This is a genomic window from Halomonas smyrnensis AAD6 (assembly GCF_000265245.1).
GTDB lineage: Bacteria > Pseudomonadota > Gammaproteobacteria > Pseudomonadales > Halomonadaceae > Halomonas > Halomonas smyrnensis.
In genome coordinates this window covers 414,265-429,213 of the sequence record NZ_AJKS02000001.1, presented here as the reverse complement: position 1 = coordinate 429,213, position 14,949 = coordinate 414,265, and the positions used below count along the sequence as shown (strand labels likewise).

Annotated in this window: 11 protein-coding genes; 4 read left to right on the top strand and 7 right to left on the bottom strand. The window is 69.4% G+C overall.

What is annotated here, in order from left to right:
* The first annotated feature begins 109 nt into the window (after positions 1-109).
* The 3 genes from ydiJ (at position 110) to UYS_RS0201965 (ending at position 5,417) form a co-directional block, all read left to right on the top strand.
* The gene (gene ydiJ / locus UYS_RS0201975) at positions 110-3,250 is read left to right on the top strand and encodes a D-2-hydroxyglutarate dehydrogenase YdiJ (RefSeq protein WP_016853811.1); all 3,141 of its coding nucleotides are present in this window, start codon (positions 110-112) and stop codon (positions 3,248-3,250) included.
* 96 nt (positions 3,251-3,346) lie between these two features.
* Complete coding sequence (locus tag UYS_RS16695) at positions 3,347-3,487, top strand: DUF2905 family protein (RefSeq protein ID WP_237738413.1); 141 nt, start codon at positions 3,347-3,349, stop codon at positions 3,485-3,487.
* A 103-nt stretch (positions 3,488-3,590) separates the two neighbouring features.
* Positions 3,591-5,417 carry a cation:proton antiporter gene (locus UYS_RS0201965; protein WP_016853809.1) on the top strand — a complete coding sequence of 609 codons (1,827 nt, stop codon included), beginning with the start codon at positions 3,591-3,593 and terminating at the stop codon, positions 5,415-5,417.
* Positions 5,418-5,498: 81 nt separating this feature from the next.
* Here UYS_RS0201965 and eat read toward each other — a convergent pair whose 3' ends face one another.
* The 3 genes from eat to UYS_RS0201950 all read right to left on the bottom strand — a co-directional run bounded on the left by eat (position 5,499) and on the right by UYS_RS0201950 (position 9,223).
* Complete coding sequence (eat, locus tag UYS_RS0201960) at positions 5,499-6,914, bottom strand: ethanolamine permease (RefSeq protein ID WP_016853808.1); 1,416 nt, start codon at positions 6,912-6,914, stop codon at positions 5,499-5,501.
* 78 nt (positions 6,915-6,992) lie between these two features.
* Positions 6,993-7,817, bottom strand: a complete 825-nt coding sequence (gene eutC / locus UYS_RS0201955; RefSeq protein WP_016853807.1) for an ethanolamine ammonia-lyase subunit EutC — start codon at positions 7,815-7,817, stop codon at positions 6,993-6,995.
* Positions 7,814-9,223, bottom strand: a complete 1,410-nt coding sequence (locus tag UYS_RS0201950; protein ID WP_016853806.1) for an ethanolamine ammonia-lyase subunit EutB — start codon at positions 9,221-9,223, stop codon at positions 7,814-7,816. The genes eutC and UYS_RS0201950 overlap by 4 nt, the downstream gene beginning before the upstream one ends.
* 228 nt (positions 9,224-9,451) lie before the next feature.
* Between UYS_RS0201950 and UYS_RS0201945 the strand changes: the two genes are divergently transcribed.
* Positions 9,452-10,363 (top strand): helix-turn-helix domain-containing protein, encoded by a 912-nt coding sequence (locus UYS_RS0201945; protein ID WP_016853805.1) that lies wholly within the window; start codon positions 9,452-9,454, stop codon positions 10,361-10,363.
* A gap of 224 nt (positions 10,364-10,587) precedes the next feature.
* Here the strand turns inward: UYS_RS0201945 and trpC are convergent, their stop codons facing one another.
* From trpC to trpE, 4 genes are all read right to left on the bottom strand, one after another.
* Positions 10,588-11,394 (bottom strand): indole-3-glycerol phosphate synthase TrpC, encoded by an 807-nt coding sequence (trpC, locus tag UYS_RS0201940; protein ID WP_016853804.1) that lies wholly within the window; start codon positions 11,392-11,394, stop codon positions 10,588-10,590.
* A gap of 21 nt (positions 11,395-11,415) precedes the next feature.
* Positions 11,416-12,435: an anthranilate phosphoribosyltransferase gene (trpD, locus tag UYS_RS0201935; protein ID WP_016853803.1), complete on the bottom strand. Its 1,020-nt coding sequence runs from the start codon at positions 12,433-12,435 to the stop codon at positions 11,416-11,418.
* 32 nt (positions 12,436-12,467) lie between these two features.
* Entirely contained in the window at positions 12,468-13,052 is a 585-nt protein-coding gene (locus tag UYS_RS0201930) for an anthranilate synthase component II (RefSeq protein ID WP_016853802.1), read from the bottom strand.
* Positions 13,053-13,359: 307 nt separating this feature from the next.
* A complete protein-coding gene (gene trpE / locus UYS_RS0201925; protein WP_040477834.1) occupies positions 13,360-14,847 on the bottom strand; it encodes an anthranilate synthase component I in 1,488 nt (495 codons plus the stop codon).
* Positions 14,848-14,949: the final 102 nt, after the last annotated feature.

Here is a 14,949-nt window from a genome sequence, read left to right as displayed (position 1 = left end):
AGCCCGCCCCGGCGCCACGCGCCAGGATGCGTGTCGCGGCCCGTCGCGGTACAGTAGGGGATTCCTTCTCCCCTGCCGTGCGCGGCAGCGACAGCGACCGAAAAACGCCATGATCGCCAGACTGGACACCGGGCGCCTCAGCGCCTCCGACCGTTCCGACGCCCCCTACCTGCACTTTCTCGAGGCCCTGAAGGACGCCGGCTTCGAGGGCGAGATCGCCCCCGACTACGCCAACCGCACGGTGCTGGCCACCGACAACTCGATCTACCAGCGCCTGCCCCAGGCGGTGATCTATCCCAGCAACGCCGAGGATCTCGAGCGCCTGGCCCGGCTGGCCGCTCGCGACGAGTTCCGCCGGGTGGCGCTCGCCCCGCGCGGCGGCGGCACCGGCACCAACGGCCAGTCGCTGACCGACGGCCTGGTGGTCGACGTCTCCAAGCACATGAACGCCATCCTCGACATCGACGTCGAGGCGCGCCGGGTGCGCGTCCAGGCCGGCGTGGTCAAGGACCAGCTCAATGCCGCGCTCAAGCCCCACGGGCTGTTCTTCGCCCCCGAGCTCTCCACCTCCAACCGCGCCACCCTCGGTGGCATGATCGCCACCGATGCCAGCGGCCAGGGCAGCTGCGAGTACGGCAAGACCCGCGACCATGTGCTCGAACTCGACAGCGTGCTGCTCGGCGGCGAGCGCCTGGTCACCCGCCCGGTGGACGACGACGAGCTCGAGGCGCTGTGCCAGCGCGACGACGCCGTGGGCCGGGTGCATCGCATGGCCCGCGAGATCATCGACACCGAGCGCGAGCGCATCCGCGACACCTTCCCGCCGCTCAACCGCTGCCTGACCGGCTACGATCTCGCCCATCTGCGCACCGAGGACGGCAAGTTCGACCTCAACAGCGTGCTGTGCGGCGCCGAGGGCTCGCTGGCCTTCACCAGCGAGGCGGTGCTCAACGTGCTGCCGATCCCGAAGCATTCGACCCTGGTCAACGTGCGCTACGCCGGCTTCATGGACGCCCTGCGCGACGCCAAGGCGCTGATGGCGAGCTCCGCCTCTCCAACGTCCATCGAGACGGTGGACGACAAGGTGCTGGGCCTGGCCCAGCAGGACTTCGTGTGGGACAGCGTCGGCGAGTTCTTTCCTGACACCGGCGACACGCCGACCCACGGCATCAACCTGGTCGAGTTCAACGACGACGATCCCGAGCGCCTGAGTGAGCGGGTCGCGGCCTTCTGCGAGCACCTCGCCCAGGACGACAGCGTCACCCGCCTGGGCTACACCCAGGCCGTGGGCCGCGCGGCGATCACCCGGGTCTACGGCATGCGCAAGCGCGCCGTGGGCCTGCTCGGCAACGTCCAGGGCGAGAAGCGCCCGCTGCCCTTCGTCGAGGACACCGCGGTGCCGCCGGAGCAGCTGGCCGATTACATCGCCGAGTTCCGCGCCCTGCTCGACGCCCGCGGCCTGGCCTACGGCATGTTCGGCCACGTCGACGCCGGCGTGCTGCACGTGCGCCCGGCGCTGGACATGAAGGACCCGGCCCAGGAGGCGATGATCCGCGAGATCTCCGACGAGGTCGCCGCGCTGACGCAGAAATACGGCGGCCTGCTGTGGGGCGAGCACGGCAAGGGCGTGCGCTCGGAGTACGCCCCGGCCTTCTTCGGCCCGCTCTACCCGAGCCTGCAGCGGCTCAAGGGCGCCTTCGACCCGCATAACCAGCTTAATCCGGGCAAGATCGCGACGCCTTTCGAAGAGAACGAAACGCCGGACGACGACGAGCAGGCCGTGAAATGGGTCGACCCGGGCCTGCTGGCCATCGACGGGGTGCCGACCCGCGGCCAGCACGACCGCCGGATCGACGAGCGGGTCTGGCAGGCCCACGGCGACGCCGTCTACTGCAACGGCAACGGCGCCTGCTACAACTACGACCCCGACGACGCCATGTGCCCGTCGTGGAAGGCCACCCGCCAGCGCATCCATTCGCCCAAGGGCCGCGCCAGCCTGATGCGTGAATGGCTGCGCCTGCAGGGCGAGGCCGGCGTCGACGTGCTCGAGGCCTCGCGCGACGCCCGACGCGGCGGCGCCTGGGGCGCGCTCAAGGCCTTCCCCGGCAAGCTGAAGAACACCCTGGCCAAACGCCGCGGCGAGGACGACTTCTCCCACGAGGTCTACGACGCCATGGCGGGCTGCCTGGCCTGCAAGTCCTGCGCCGGCCAGTGCCCGGTGAAGGTCAGCGTGCCGACCTTCCGCTCGCAGTTCCTCGAGGTCTATCACGGCCGCTACCTGCGTCCGCCCCGCGACTACCTGATCGGCGGGCTGGAGTTCATGATGCCGGCGCTGTCCCGCGTCGCGCCGCTCTACAACGCCGCCCTGGGCAACCGCTGGATCAGCCGCCTGCTGGCAGGCCCCGTGGGCATGGTCGACAGCCCCCGGTTGTCCCGGGCGCGCCTCGACAAGCAGCTCGAGGCCTGGGGCGTGCCCGAGGCCACGCCGACCACGCTTGGCCGACTCACCGCGGCTCAGAAGGCCAACAGCGTGGTGCTGGTGCAGGACGCCTTCACCAGCCACTTCGAGTCCCGGCTGGTGATGGACGTGGTCGAGCTGCTCGAGCGCCTCGACGTGCGGGTGTTCGTCGCGCCCTTCGCGCCCAACGGCAAGCCGCTGCACGTGCAGGGCTTCCTCGGCGCCTTCGAGCGCACCGCCGAGAAGCAGGCCGAGCGCCTGCGGACGCTGGCCGAGGCCGGCGTGCCGCTGGTCGGCATCGACCCGGCGATGACCCTGACCTACCGCCAGGAATACGTGAAGGCGCTGGGCGCCGAGGCCGTGCCCGAGGTGCAGCTGCTGCCCGAATGGCTGAGTGAGCGGTTGGCAGAGCGAGCGCCCGAGCTGGCGCCGCAGGGCGCCCGCCTCGACGACCCCGGCTACCGGCTGCTCGCCCACTGCACCGAGAAGACCAATGCCCCGGGCACGCCCAGGGCCTGGCAGCGGCTGTTCGCCGCCTTCGGCCTCGAGCTCGAGGTGGTCGCCACCGGCTGCTGCGGCATGTCCGGCACCTATGGTCACGAGGCGCGCAACCTCGAGACCTCGAAGACCATCTACGCCCAGTCCTGGCAGCCCAAGGTCGAGGACCCGGCCAACGCCGGACGGCTGCTGGCCAGCGGCTACTCCTGCCGCAGCCAGGCCAGGCGGCTCTCGGATGCCGCCCTGCCCCATCCGCTGCAGGGGCTTCTTACCGCGCTCAAGCGGGCCACCTGAGCGCGGCCGCACCTCACCCCGGCCCGGAGGCGAGATCATGTCACGCACGCCGATCGTCATCGGCCTGCTGCCGGTCGCCGCCGGGCTGCCGTGGCCCTGGCTCGGCCGGCTGCCCCTGGGGCAGCTGCCGGCGATATCCTGATCCGCCGCGGCCACACCCACTTCTACGTTCCCCTCACCGGCATGCTGCTGATCGGCGCCATACTGACGCTGCTGCCGTGGCTTTTCCGACGATGACGCGTTATCGACGTGATTCATCGCTTCCATCGATTGCATGTCGGGGTCGGCAGCGCTAGTCTGCGCGCCCTTTACCCCAACCCTGACGAGAGAGCGAACGACCATGGAGCATGCCGGTTTCGACCTGGCGATGATCGGCCTGCTGGCGCTGATCTGCCAATGGCTCGCCTGGCAGCTGAAGCTGCCCGCCATCCTGACGCTGCTGGTCGCCGGCATCGCCGCCGGCCCGGTCACGGGCCTGCTGAGCCCCGATGCGCTGTTCGACGAACTGCTGTTCCCGCTGGTGTCGCTGGCGGTGGCAGTGATCCTGTTCGAGGGCAGCCTGACGCTGAACTTCCGCGAGCTGGGCGGCCACGGCCGCACGGTGCGCCGGCTGGTGACCTGGGGCGCGCTGATCACCGGCGTCATCGCCACGGTCGCGGCACGGCTGCTGCTGGGCCTCTCCTGGGAGATGGCCAGCGTGCTGGGTGCGCTGCTGGTGGTCACCGGTCCCACGGTGATCCTGCCGATGCTGCAAACGCTTCGCGCCCGCGAGCACCTGACCCAGATCCTGCGCTGGGAAGGCATCCTGATCGATCCCATGGGCGCCATCGGCGCGGTGCTGGTCTACGAGTTCGTGGCCCTGGGCGCCGGCGGCGAGGCGGCCACCCATACCCTGGCGCTGTTCGGCCAGACGGCGCTGATCGGCTTCGGTCTGGGCATCGCCGGCGGCTACTGCTGGGGCCTCATGCTCCGCCACCACTGGCTGCCCCACCAGCTGCACAGCTTCGGCACCCTGATGCTGATGCTGACGCTGTTCACCGTGTCCAACCAGCTGTTCCACGAGTCGGGCCTGCTGACGGTGACGGTGATGGGCGTGTGGATGGCCAACATGCGCGGCGTGCCCACCCGCCCCATCATCGAGTTCAAGGAAACCCTCTCGGTGCTGCTGATCTCGGGGCTGTTCCTGCTGCTCGCCGCACGGCTGACCGTGGAACAGCTGGCGCTGCTGAACTGGCCGGCCTGGGTCTTCCTGCTGGTGCTGGTGGCCGTCGCCCGGCCGCTGTCCGTCTGGCTGTGCACCCTGGGCAGCGGCCTGGCGTGGCGCGAGAAGGCGCTGCTGGCGTTCATCTCGCCGCGCGGCATCGTGGCCGCCGCCGTGGCCTCGCTGTTCGCCCTGCGCCTCGAAGAGGAAGGCATGCCCGGCGCCGAGATGCTGGTGCCGGTGACCTTCCTGGTGATCATCAGCACCGTGGTCAGCCAGAGCCTGCTGTCGCGCCCCCTGGCCCGCTGGCTGGGCGTTCAGCGCCCCTCCCCGAACGGCGTACTGATCATCGGCGCCAACGCCGTGGCGCGTCAGCTGGCCTGCACCCTGCGCGACGCCGGCGTCAGCGTGGTGCTGGCCGACAGCAGCTGGGACGCCATCCAGCTGGCCCGCAACGAGGGCCTGACCACCTACTACGGTGACCCGCTCTCCGAGCATGCCGCCCAGCACCTGGAGCTCAGCGGCATCGGCTATCTGCTGCCGCTCTCGCCGTACCGCGAGCTCAACGACCTGGCGGCGCTGCACTTCGAGCACCTGCTGGGCCGTGACCGGGTCTTCCGCCTGGCGGTGGACGAGGGCCGGCGCGGCAACCGCCCCCAGGGCCAGGCGCTGGATCACCTGCCGCTGCTGTTCGGCCGCGACGTGACCTTCGCCAAGCTGTCGCGCCTGGTGGCGGAAGGCGGCGAGGTGCGCCTGGAGCGCTGCGGCGAGAAGTTCCGCATGGAGCCGCAGCGCCAGGCCCACGCCGGTCGCTGGCTGCCGATGCTGTGCATCGGCCCGAGCGGACGACTCAGGATTGCGACCGGCGAGACCGGCCTGTCGCCCAAGCGCGGCGACACCCTGATCAGCCTGGTCTATGCCGACTCGCCCAGGCACTCGCTGCAGACGGTGGCGAGTCCGATCTAGGCGCCATCGTCTCTGCTGCCCACCACGCAACGGGGCCGCCCATCTGGGCGGCCCCGTTGCGTTGGCGGCGGGTCCTCACGCTCAGCCGGCAGGGCTGGCCTCGAGGCTCTCCTCGGCGTCCGCCACCAGGGCGAACTCCTCGTCGGCGGTCTTCGCCACCAGGGTGTTCCTGCTGTACAGGAAGAAGTAGGCCGCGCCGACCGCGAACAGCCCCAGGGTGTAGATGAAGGCCCGCGGATCGAAGGCGTACACGCCGGACAGCGCCACCAGCGACAGCACCAGCGCCACCCCGGAGGTCAGGATGCCACCGGGCGTCCTGTAGGGGCGCGCCAGCTCCGGACGCTTCAGGCGCAGCAGGATATGGCTCAGCGCCATCAGCGCGTAGGACACAGTGGCGCCGACCACGGCCATGCCCAGGATCAGGTCGCCTTCGCCGCTCAGCGAGACCAGGAAGCCGAACACGCCCGGCACCACCAGCGCCCAGGTCGGCGCCTTGCGACGGCTGGTCAGCGACAGCATCTTCGGCAGATAGCCGGCCCGCGACAGGGCGAACACCAGGCGGCTGTAGCCGTAGATGATCGAGAAGAAGGAGGCGACCAGCCCGGCCAGGCCCAGCACGTTGACCAGGGTGGCCAGCGTCGGATGATCGGCGGCCTTGAGTGCATCGACCAGCGGCACGCCGCTTGCGCCGATGGCGCCGGCCCCGGCGGCCCCTGCCAGCAGCACCACCACCAGCACCGCCGTGACCAGCAGGAACAGCATCGCGCCGATGATGCCGCGGGGCACGTCACGGGCCGGATTCTTGGCTTCCTCGGCGGCCAGCGGCACGCCCTCCACCGCCAGGAACAGCCACATGCCGAACGGCAGCGCGGCCCACACCCCGGCCCAGCCGAAGGGCAGGAAGGCGCTGGCGCCGGCGGCGTCGGTGGGCGCGATGTCGAACAGGTTGCGCGCATCGAAGACGCCGAACAGCGCCAGGGCGGTGGCCAGGATGGCGAACACCGCCAGGCCGCTGATCACCATCATCACCTTGAGCGCCTCGCCGGCACCGGTCAGGTGAATGCCGATGAACACCGCGTAGAACAGCGCATAGACCGCGGGGCCGTTGAGCCCCAGCAGCTCTTCCACCGCGGCACCGATGAAGATGACGATGGCCGCCGGCGCCAGGGCATATTCGATCAGCACCGCCAGCCCGGTCAGGTAGCCGCCGGCCGGCCCCATGGCCTGGCGGGCGAAGCTGTAGCCGCCACCGGCGGCGGGAATCGCCGCCGACATCTCGGCCAGCGACAGCACCAGGGCGAAGTACATCAGCCCCATCAGGCCGGCGGCGATGACGAAGCCGCCCCAGCCCGCCTCGGCGATGCCGAAGTTCCAACCGGCGAAATCGCCGGAGATCACGTAGGACACGCCGAGGCCGGCCAGCAGCAGCCAGCCGGCGCTGCCCTTCTTCAGCTGTCGTTTGGCCAGGTAGTCCTGGTCCAGGTTCGCGTCGTTCATCGAGTCACCTTTGCGCTGTTGTTATGCAATGTCGTTGGAGGTCGCGATGGAGCATGGCGGGTGCGACACCCGCCGGTATCAGGAGATCAGGAAGTTCTGGACGCCGCCCGAGGACTCGATGACGTCGTCCTGGGTACGATCCTTGAGCTGCACGCCGGACAGGCCCTTGGCCCGCGCCTCGCGCAGCAGGTACATCAGCCGGCGGCTGGCCTCGTCGAAGACGAAGCCCGCCGGGCGCACGTTGGAGATGCAGTTGCGGGCGGCATCGTTCAGCCCGATCCGCGGTCCCCAGGTCAGGTAGAGGCCGAGGCTGTCCGGCGAGCTGAGCCCCGGACGCTCGCCGATCAGCACCAGCACGGCGCGGGCGTTGAGGCCCTCGCCGATCTCGTCGCCGATCGCCACCCGACCCTGCTCGACCACCGTCAGCGGCGCCAGCGACCAGTCCTGGTCGGCCTCGGCCAGTGCCTGGGTCAGCGCCTCGAGGAAGGGCGGCGCGTTCTGCTGCACGGCCAGCGACGACAGCCCGTCGACCACGGCGATGGCCAGGTCGACGGCGGGACGCGGCGCCTCGTCGGCCTCGGCCAGCCGCTCGCGGGAGGCCTCGTCGAGGCGTCGTCCCAGGTCAGGACGCTGCAGGTAGGTCTCGCGGTCGGCCGCCCGGCTGTGCAGGCGATGGATCGGCCGGCCGGTCTTCAGGCCGTCGAGGTCGCGGCACAGCGCCTCGACGTCCAGCGGCAGATGCACGGCGTCCTGGGCGCGGGCATGGGCCAGCTGGAACTCCAGCGAACGCCGGGTGGGCAGGCTGGTGCCGGCGCGGCCGAGGCCGATGCGCGCGTCGGTGAACTCGCGCAGCCGATGCCAGGGGTTGTCGGTGACGCCGTGGGTGGGAGTCGCATCGCTCATCGGACACCTCCCTCGGGCAGGCGGCTCAGCGGACGGGCGAAGGCGTCGGGCAGCCGGCCGCTGGGGCGGTGGCGGGCCACGTCCTCGAAGATCGCCATCTCGTCGAGCCAGCGTTCGAACTCCGGGGCCGGTGACAGGTCGAGCACCCGGCGCGCGTAGAGGGCGTCGTGGAAGGAGGTGGTCTGATAGTTGAGCATGATGTCGTCGGATCCGGGGATGCCCATGATGAAGGTGCAGCCCGCCGCGCCCAGCAGCGTCAGCAGATTGTCCATGTCGTTCTGGTCGGCATCGGCGTGGTTGGTGTAGCAGATGTCGCAGCCCATGGGCACGCCGAGCAGCTTGGCGCAGAAGTGATCCTCGAGGCCGGCGCGGATGATCTGCTTGCCGTCGAACAGGTACTCGGGGCCGATGAAGCCGACCACGGTGTTGACCAGCAGCGGCTCGAAGTGGCGGGCCACGGCATAGGCGCGGGCCTCGCAGGTCTGCTGATCGAGGCCGTGATGGGCGTTGGCGGACAGCGAGCTGCCCTGCCCGGTCTCGAAGTACATGACGTTGTCGCCCACGGTGCCGCGCTTGAGGCTGCGGGCGGCATCCCGCGCCTCGCCGAGGGTAGCGAGATCGAAGCCGAAGCTCTCGTTGGTGGCCTGGGTGCCGCCGATGGACTGGAACACCAGGTCCACGGGGGCGCCCTGCTCGATCGCCTCCAGGGTGTTGGTGACGTGGGTCAGCACGCAGGACTGGGTGGGAATCGAATACTTCTGGATCACCTCGTCCATCAGCGTCATCAGCTTGATGCTCTGGGCGACGTTGTCGGTGGCCGGATTGATGCCGAGCACCGCGTCGCCGTTGCCGTACAGCAGGCCGTCGAGAAGGCTGGCGGCGATGCCGGTGGCGTCGTCGGTGGGGTGATTGGGCTGCAGCCGGGTGGAGAGCCGCCCGGGCAGGCCGATGGTGTTGCGAAAGGCGGTGGTCACCCGGCACTTGCGGGCGACGAGAATGAGGTCCTGGTTGCGCATGATCTTGCTCACCGCGGCGGCCATCTCCGGGGTGATGCCGGCACGCGCCCGGGCGATCGTCTCAGGCGTGGCGAGATCGCTCAGCAGCCAGTTGCGGAAGTCACCCACCGTCAGATGGCGAATCGGCGCGAAGGCATCGGCGTCGTGGGTATCGACGATCAGGCGGGTGATCTCGTCCTCGCCGTAGGGCACCAGATGGTCCTCGAGGAAGGTCGAGAGCGGCAGCTCCGCCAGCGCCATCTGGGCCACCACCCGCTCCTCGGCGGAATCGGCGATGACCCCGGCCAGCCGGTCGCCGGAGCGGGCCGGCGTGGCCTTGGCCATCAGCTCGGCGAGACTGTCGAAGCGATAGTGCCGGCTTCCCAGCGTATGGTGATAGGCTTGGGCCATGAGCGTCTCCTGGTCGAGCGTTCGGGCCGCCGCGAGGCGCCGGAACGGAACTTGCTTTCTAAAAGCCTATCGACGACGCTTCGCGGGCGTTATCGTTTTCCGGCAAAAACAGAATAATTAAATTGAAACAACATCTTGCCCTACGTATCACCGCCAGGACCGGGGCAGAAGGAGTGACGACGCGTGCCATCAGAGGGTCGAACCACCGAGCGTGCACCAAGGAAGTGCATGTGGGAGGCATGGGACGCCAACGAACACGCCCACAACCTGACCGACTGGTCCCAGGAGTACGACCAGTTCGGCCAGGGCGGCTTCTATGGCCGCATCGACGAGATCCACCTGCCGGCGATGCAGGTGTTCAAGGAATACACCAGCCATGCGCTGGGCCAGCAGTGCAACGTCTGGCCGGACTCGCTGTGGATCGGCATCCCCGCCGCCGCCGGCGACTGCCGCATCAACGGCCACCGGGTCGGCGAGCGGGAGATCATGTGCCAGCCCGGCGGCCACGACTTCGAGCTGGTCACCCCGGATGCGTTCGGCATCTACGGGCTGGTGGTCGGCCGCGAGTGGCTGGCCAGGGCATGCGGCGCGGCGGCGCGCCCGCTGCTGGACGCCGACCCGGAGCGGCTGATGCGCCTGCAGCTGCCGCGCCAGACGCGCCAGGCCACGACCTTCCTGATCGAGCGCCTGCTGGGCCTCGAGGGCGAAGGACTCGAGCCCCGGGTGCATCAGGACATCCTCGGCCTGGCGCTGCAGGATATCCTGCGCGAGGAGACGCCCAACACCGAGCGCCCGCCCAGCTATCGCCACCGCCGCCGGGTCGTGGATCGCGTCCGCGACCACCTGGAGAGCGGCGCGACGCCGCCGGTCAGCCTCGAGGAACTGTGCGAGATCGCCCACGTCAGCCAGCGCACCCTGCGCTACAGCTTCACCAGCATCCTCGGCGTCAGCCCCATCCAGTTCCTGCGCCTGACGCGCCTCAACCGGGTGCGCCGTCGCCTGTGCGAGCCCGAGGCCGAGACCACGGTGAGCCAGGCGGCCGCCGACTGGGGCTTCTACCATCTGGGGCAGTTCGCTCGGGACTACCGCCGGCTGTTCGGCGAATCGCCCTCCGCCACCCTGTCCCGGCACCGCCACTGACGCAGCGGCACACTCTGGAACGACGACGCCCCCGGCGATGGCTCGCCGGGGGCGTCGTTGCGTGAGGCATGACGGTGAATTGACTAGGCCTTCTGAAAAGTCGGCGAGCGAAGGCTAGACAAGGCAAAAATCAGCGAAAAGCCGGAGTTTACGAGGTGTAAATGAGGACTTTGAGCTGATTTTTAACACCGTATAGCCGAGCGCAGACACTGTTCAGACGTTGCCTAGTAGAACAGGCGGCGCAGCGCCTCGCCTGGATCCTCCTCGCGCATGAAGGCCTCGCCCACCAGGAAGCCGTGGACGTCGTGCTCGCGCATGCGCAGCACGTCGTTGCGGCTGTGGATGCCGGACTCGGTGACCACGGTGACGCCGGCGGGGATGCGCGGCAGCAGGTCCAGGGTGGTCTCGAGCCGGGTCGCGAAGGTGTGCAGGTCGCGGTTGTTGATGCCGACCAGCGCCAGGTCCAGCGCCAGGGCGCGCTCCAGCTCGGCGGCATCGTGGACCTCGACCAGCACGTCCATGCCGAGCTCGGTGGCCTGGCGGTGCAGGTCGGCCAGCCGGGCGTCGTCCAGGGCGGCGACGATCAGCAGGATGCAGTCGGCGCCGATGGCCCGCGCCTCGCTGACCTGATAGCCGTGGGTGATGAAGTCCTTGCGGATCACCGGCAGCGAGCAGGCCTCCCGGGCCTCGACCAGGAAGTCCTCATGGCCCTGGAAGAAGTCGGCGTCGGTGAGCACCGACAGGCAGGCGGCCCCGCCCGCGGCATAGCTGGCGGCGATCTCGGCCGGACGGAAGTCCTCGCGGATCACGCCCTTGGAGGGCGACGCCTTCTTGACCTCGGCGATCACCGCCGGGTCGCCGTCACGCATGCGCGCGTCGAGGGCGGCCACGAAGCCGCGCGGCGCGGACTGCAGGCCGGCCAGGCGCAGCAGCTCGTCCTCGGACACGGCCTGGCGGCGCTCGGCGACCTCGGCGTCCTTGCGCGCCAGGATGCGGGTCAGGATGGTCGGAGTAGCGGTAGATGCGGTCATCAAAGGATCCTGGACGGGTGACTACTGGGCGAAGACGCGAGTGAAGTTGGCCAGCTCCTTGAGCTTCTCACGGGCCAGCTTGCAGTCCTGGGCGTCCTGCGCCAGGGCCACGCCTTCCTTGAGGGTATCGGCGACGTCGGCGGCATACAGCGCCGCGCCGGCGTTGAGCGCCACGATGTCCGCCGCCGGGCCCTCGCCGATCAGCGCCTGCTCCACCAGCCGCAGGCTGCCCTCGGCGGTCTTCACCTTGAGGGCGTCGAGCTCCTGGCGGGCGATGCCGAAGTCCTCGGGGGCGATGGTGTACTCGTGGATCTCGCCGTCCTTGAGCTCGGCGACCTTGGTCGGTGCGGCCAGCGAGATCTCGTCGAGGCCGTCCTCGGCGTACACCACCAGCACGTGCTCGCTGCCGAGGCGCTTGAGCACCTCGGCCATCAGCGGCACCAGCTCGGCGGAATAGACGCCGAGCAGCTGGCTACGGGCCCCGGCCGGGTTGGTCAGCGGGCCGAGGATGTTGAACAGGGTGCGCACGCCCATCTCGCGCCGCGCGGTGATGGCATGGCGCATGGCGGGATGGTGGTTGGGGGCGAACATGAAGCCGACCCCCACGTCCTCGATGCAGCGCGCCACCTGGTCGGCGTCCAGGTCGAGGCCGATGCCGGCCACGGCGAACAGGTCGGCGCTGCCCGACGACGATGACACGCCGCGGTTGCCGTGCTTGGCCACGTGGGCGCCGGCGGCGGCGGCGACGAAGCTCGAGGCGGTGGACACGTTGAACAGGTTGGCCCCGTCACCGCCGGTGCCGACGATGTCGACCACGTTCTCGGCGTGCAGCGTGACCGGCGACATCAGCTCGCGCATCACCTGGGCGGCGGCGCTGATCTCCTCGGGGGTCTCGCCCTTCATCGCCATGCCCATCAGGAAGGCGGCGATCTGGGCGTCGCTGGCCTCCCCGGTCATGATGGCGGTCATCAGCGCATGGGTCTGGTCGAAGCTCAGGTTCTCGTGGCGCATCAGGGCACCGAGGGCTTCCCGCATCTGCATGGCCGTCGTCTCCTTGTGGCAGTGTCAGCGATTCAGCGACGCTTGAGAAAGTTGGCCAGAAGCTCATGGCCCTGGCGGGTCAGGATCGATTCCGGGTGGAACTGGACGCCTTCGATGTCGAGCTCGCGGTGGCGCATGCCCATGATCAGGCCCGGGGTCACGTCGTCCTCGTCGGTCCAGGAGGTGACCTCCAGGCAGTCCGGCAGGCTGTCACGATCCACCACCAGCGAATGGTAGCGGGTGACCTCCAGCGGATCCTCGAGGCCCTCGAACACGCCGAGGCCATGGTGGCGGATACGCGAGGTCTTGCCGTGCATCACCTGCGGGGCGCGGCCCACACGGCCGCCGAACACCTGGCCGATGGCCTGATGGCCGAGGCAGATGCCGAGGATCGGCAGGCAGCCGGCGAAGTGGCGGATCGCCTCCATGGAGATGCCCGCCTCGTTGGGCGTGCAGGGCCCCGGCGACACCACCAGGTGGCTCGGCGCCAGCGCCTCGATCTCCTCCAGGGTGATGGCATCGTTGCGATGGGTCACCACCTCGGCACCGAGTTCGCCGAGGTACTGCACGACGTTGAAGGTGAAGCTGTCGTAGTTATCGATCATCAGCACGGACATGGCGATAGAGTCCTGATTTCCTTGGCTTGGATTCGTGATCCAGTGATTGTTACCCAGCATCTTGCCCGGGTCGACGCGTCGGGCCTGCCAGCCGTGCAGGGATCAATAGACACAAAAATGCCGCCCTGACGGCGGCATTTCGTTCGGTCGCAAGCGTGCCGCCCCTTCGCTCAGGAGCGCCACCACGCCATCGGGCCGAATGTCTGATCTGGTACGTTCATGGTCATCATAGTGCTCGCCGGCGGCCGACCGTGTCAAGATGCCCGGGCCCCGGAGCGACGGGGCCTCGCGCGCGTTCGAGAGAGCCTTACTCGAGATTGTCCAGGCCGTGCTCGGCCATGGCCACGGCGCGGAAAAGCGCGCGCCCCTTGTTGAGCGTCTCCTGCCACTCCATCTCGGGCACGGAATCGGCCACCACGCCGGCGCCCGCCTGGACGTGCAGCTCGCCGTCCTTGATCACCGCGGTGCGGATGGCGATGGCGGTGTCCATGTTGCCGTGCCAGGACAGATAGCCCACGGCCCCGGAATAGACGCCGCGCTTGACCGGCTCCAGCTCGTCGATGATCTCCATGGCGCGGATCTTCGGCGCCCCGGAGAGCGTGCCCGCCGGGAAGGTGGCGCGCAGGGCGTCCATGGCGGTCAGCCCGGGCCGTAGCCGGCCGGTGACCTGGGACACGATGTGCATGACGTGGGAATAGCGCTCGACGGCCATGTTGTCGGTGACGGTCACCGAGCCGGTCTCGCAGATGCGGCCCACGTCGTTGCGCCCCAGGTCGATCAGCATCAGGTGCTCGGCGCATTCCTTGGGGTCGTTCAGCAGATCGGCCTCGAGCGCCTGATCCTCCGCCTCGGTGCGGCCGCGCACGCGGGTGCCGGCGATCGGCCGCACGGTGACCTCGCCCTCCTCGAGGCGGGTCAGGATCTCCGGCGAGGAGCCCACCACCTGATGATCGCCCAGGTCGAAGTAGAACATGTAGGGCGAAGGGTTGAGGCTGCGCAGCGCGCGATACAGATCCAGCGGCGGCGCCTGATAGGGAATCGACATCCGCTGGGAGGGCACGCATTGCATGATGTCGCCGGCCAGCACGTATTCCTTGATCGTCTCCACCGCCGACTTGAAGCCGCCCTCGGTGAAGCCGGAGGTGAAGTGCCCCTCCTCCACCGCCCGGCCGCCGGTGCCGGGGCTGCGGGGGTCCAGGACCGCCCCGCGCAGCTGCTCCTCGAGCGCGGCCAGGCGGGCCACGGCACGCTCGTAGGCCTCGGGCTCGGCCGGGTCGGCGTGGGTCCACAGCGTCAGGCGCCCGGACAGGTTGTCGAACACCACCAGGTCGTTGCAGACCATCAGCAGGATGTCGGGCACGCCGATGGGATCGGGCTTCTCCACCCCGCGCAGGCGCGGCTCGATGTAGCGGATGGTGTCGTAGCCGAAGTAGCCCACCAGGCCGCCGTCGAAGCGCGGCTGATCGTCGAGGCGCGGTACCTTGAAGCGCGCCTGGAAGGTCTCGATCCAGGCCAGCGGGTCCTCGACCTCGGTCACGCCCTCCGTCTCGCCGTCGATGACGTGAGTGACCTGGAAGCCGCGCACCTCGATGCGCTCCTGGCACGGCAGGCCGATGATCGAGTAGCGGCCCCACTTCTCGCCGCCCTGCACGGACTCCAGCAGGAAGGTCCAGGGCACGTCGGCGAGCTTGAGGTAGGTGGACAGCGGCGTGTCGAGATCGGCCAGCACCTCGCGGGTGACCGGAATGCGGTTGTAGCCGTCCTCGGCCAGGGACTGGAAGCGTTCGGGGGTCATCATGGGCCCGTATCCTCGATGAAGGGTGTGCGACGGTGAAGCGGCGACGGTCGCCCCGGAAGGCGCCGTGTCAGGAAGCGAGCGTTACCATCGCCAGCCGCC

What these genes read in the sequence shown, in the direction of transcription:
- eat (WP_016853808.1), bottom strand. Translation starts at nt 6,914, where the DNA reads ATGAACGACGCGAACCTGGACCAGGACTACCTGGCCAAACGACAGCTG.
- eutC (WP_016853807.1), bottom strand. Translation starts at nt 7,817, where the DNA reads ATGAGCGATGCGACTCCCACCCACGGCGTCACCGACAACCCCTGGCAT.
- UYS_RS0201930 (WP_016853802.1), bottom strand. Translation starts at nt 13,052, where the DNA reads ATGTCCGTGCTGATGATCGATAACTACGACAGCTTCACCTTCAACGTC.
- trpD (WP_016853803.1), bottom strand. Translation starts at nt 12,435, where the DNA reads ATGCAGATGCGGGAAGCCCTCGGTGCCCTGATGCGCCACGAGAACCTG.
- ydiJ (WP_016853811.1), top strand. Translation starts at nt 110, where the DNA reads ATGATCGCCAGACTGGACACCGGGCGCCTCAGCGCCTCCGACCGTTCC.
- UYS_RS0201965 (WP_016853809.1), top strand. Translation starts at nt 3,591, where the DNA reads ATGGAGCATGCCGGTTTCGACCTGGCGATGATCGGCCTGCTGGCGCTG.
- trpC (WP_016853804.1), bottom strand. Translation starts at nt 11,394, where the DNA reads ATGACCGCATCTACCGCTACTCCGACCATCCTGACCCGCATCCTGGCG.
- UYS_RS0201945 (WP_016853805.1), top strand. Translation starts at nt 9,452, where the DNA reads ATGTGGGAGGCATGGGACGCCAACGAACACGCCCACAACCTGACCGAC.
- UYS_RS0201950 (WP_016853806.1), bottom strand. Translation starts at nt 9,223, where the DNA reads ATGGCCCAAGCCTATCACCATACGCTGGGAAGCCGGCACTATCGCTTC.
- trpE (WP_040477834.1), bottom strand. Translation starts at nt 14,847, where the DNA reads ATGACCCCCGAACGCTTCCAGTCCCTGGCCGAGGACGGCTACAACCGC.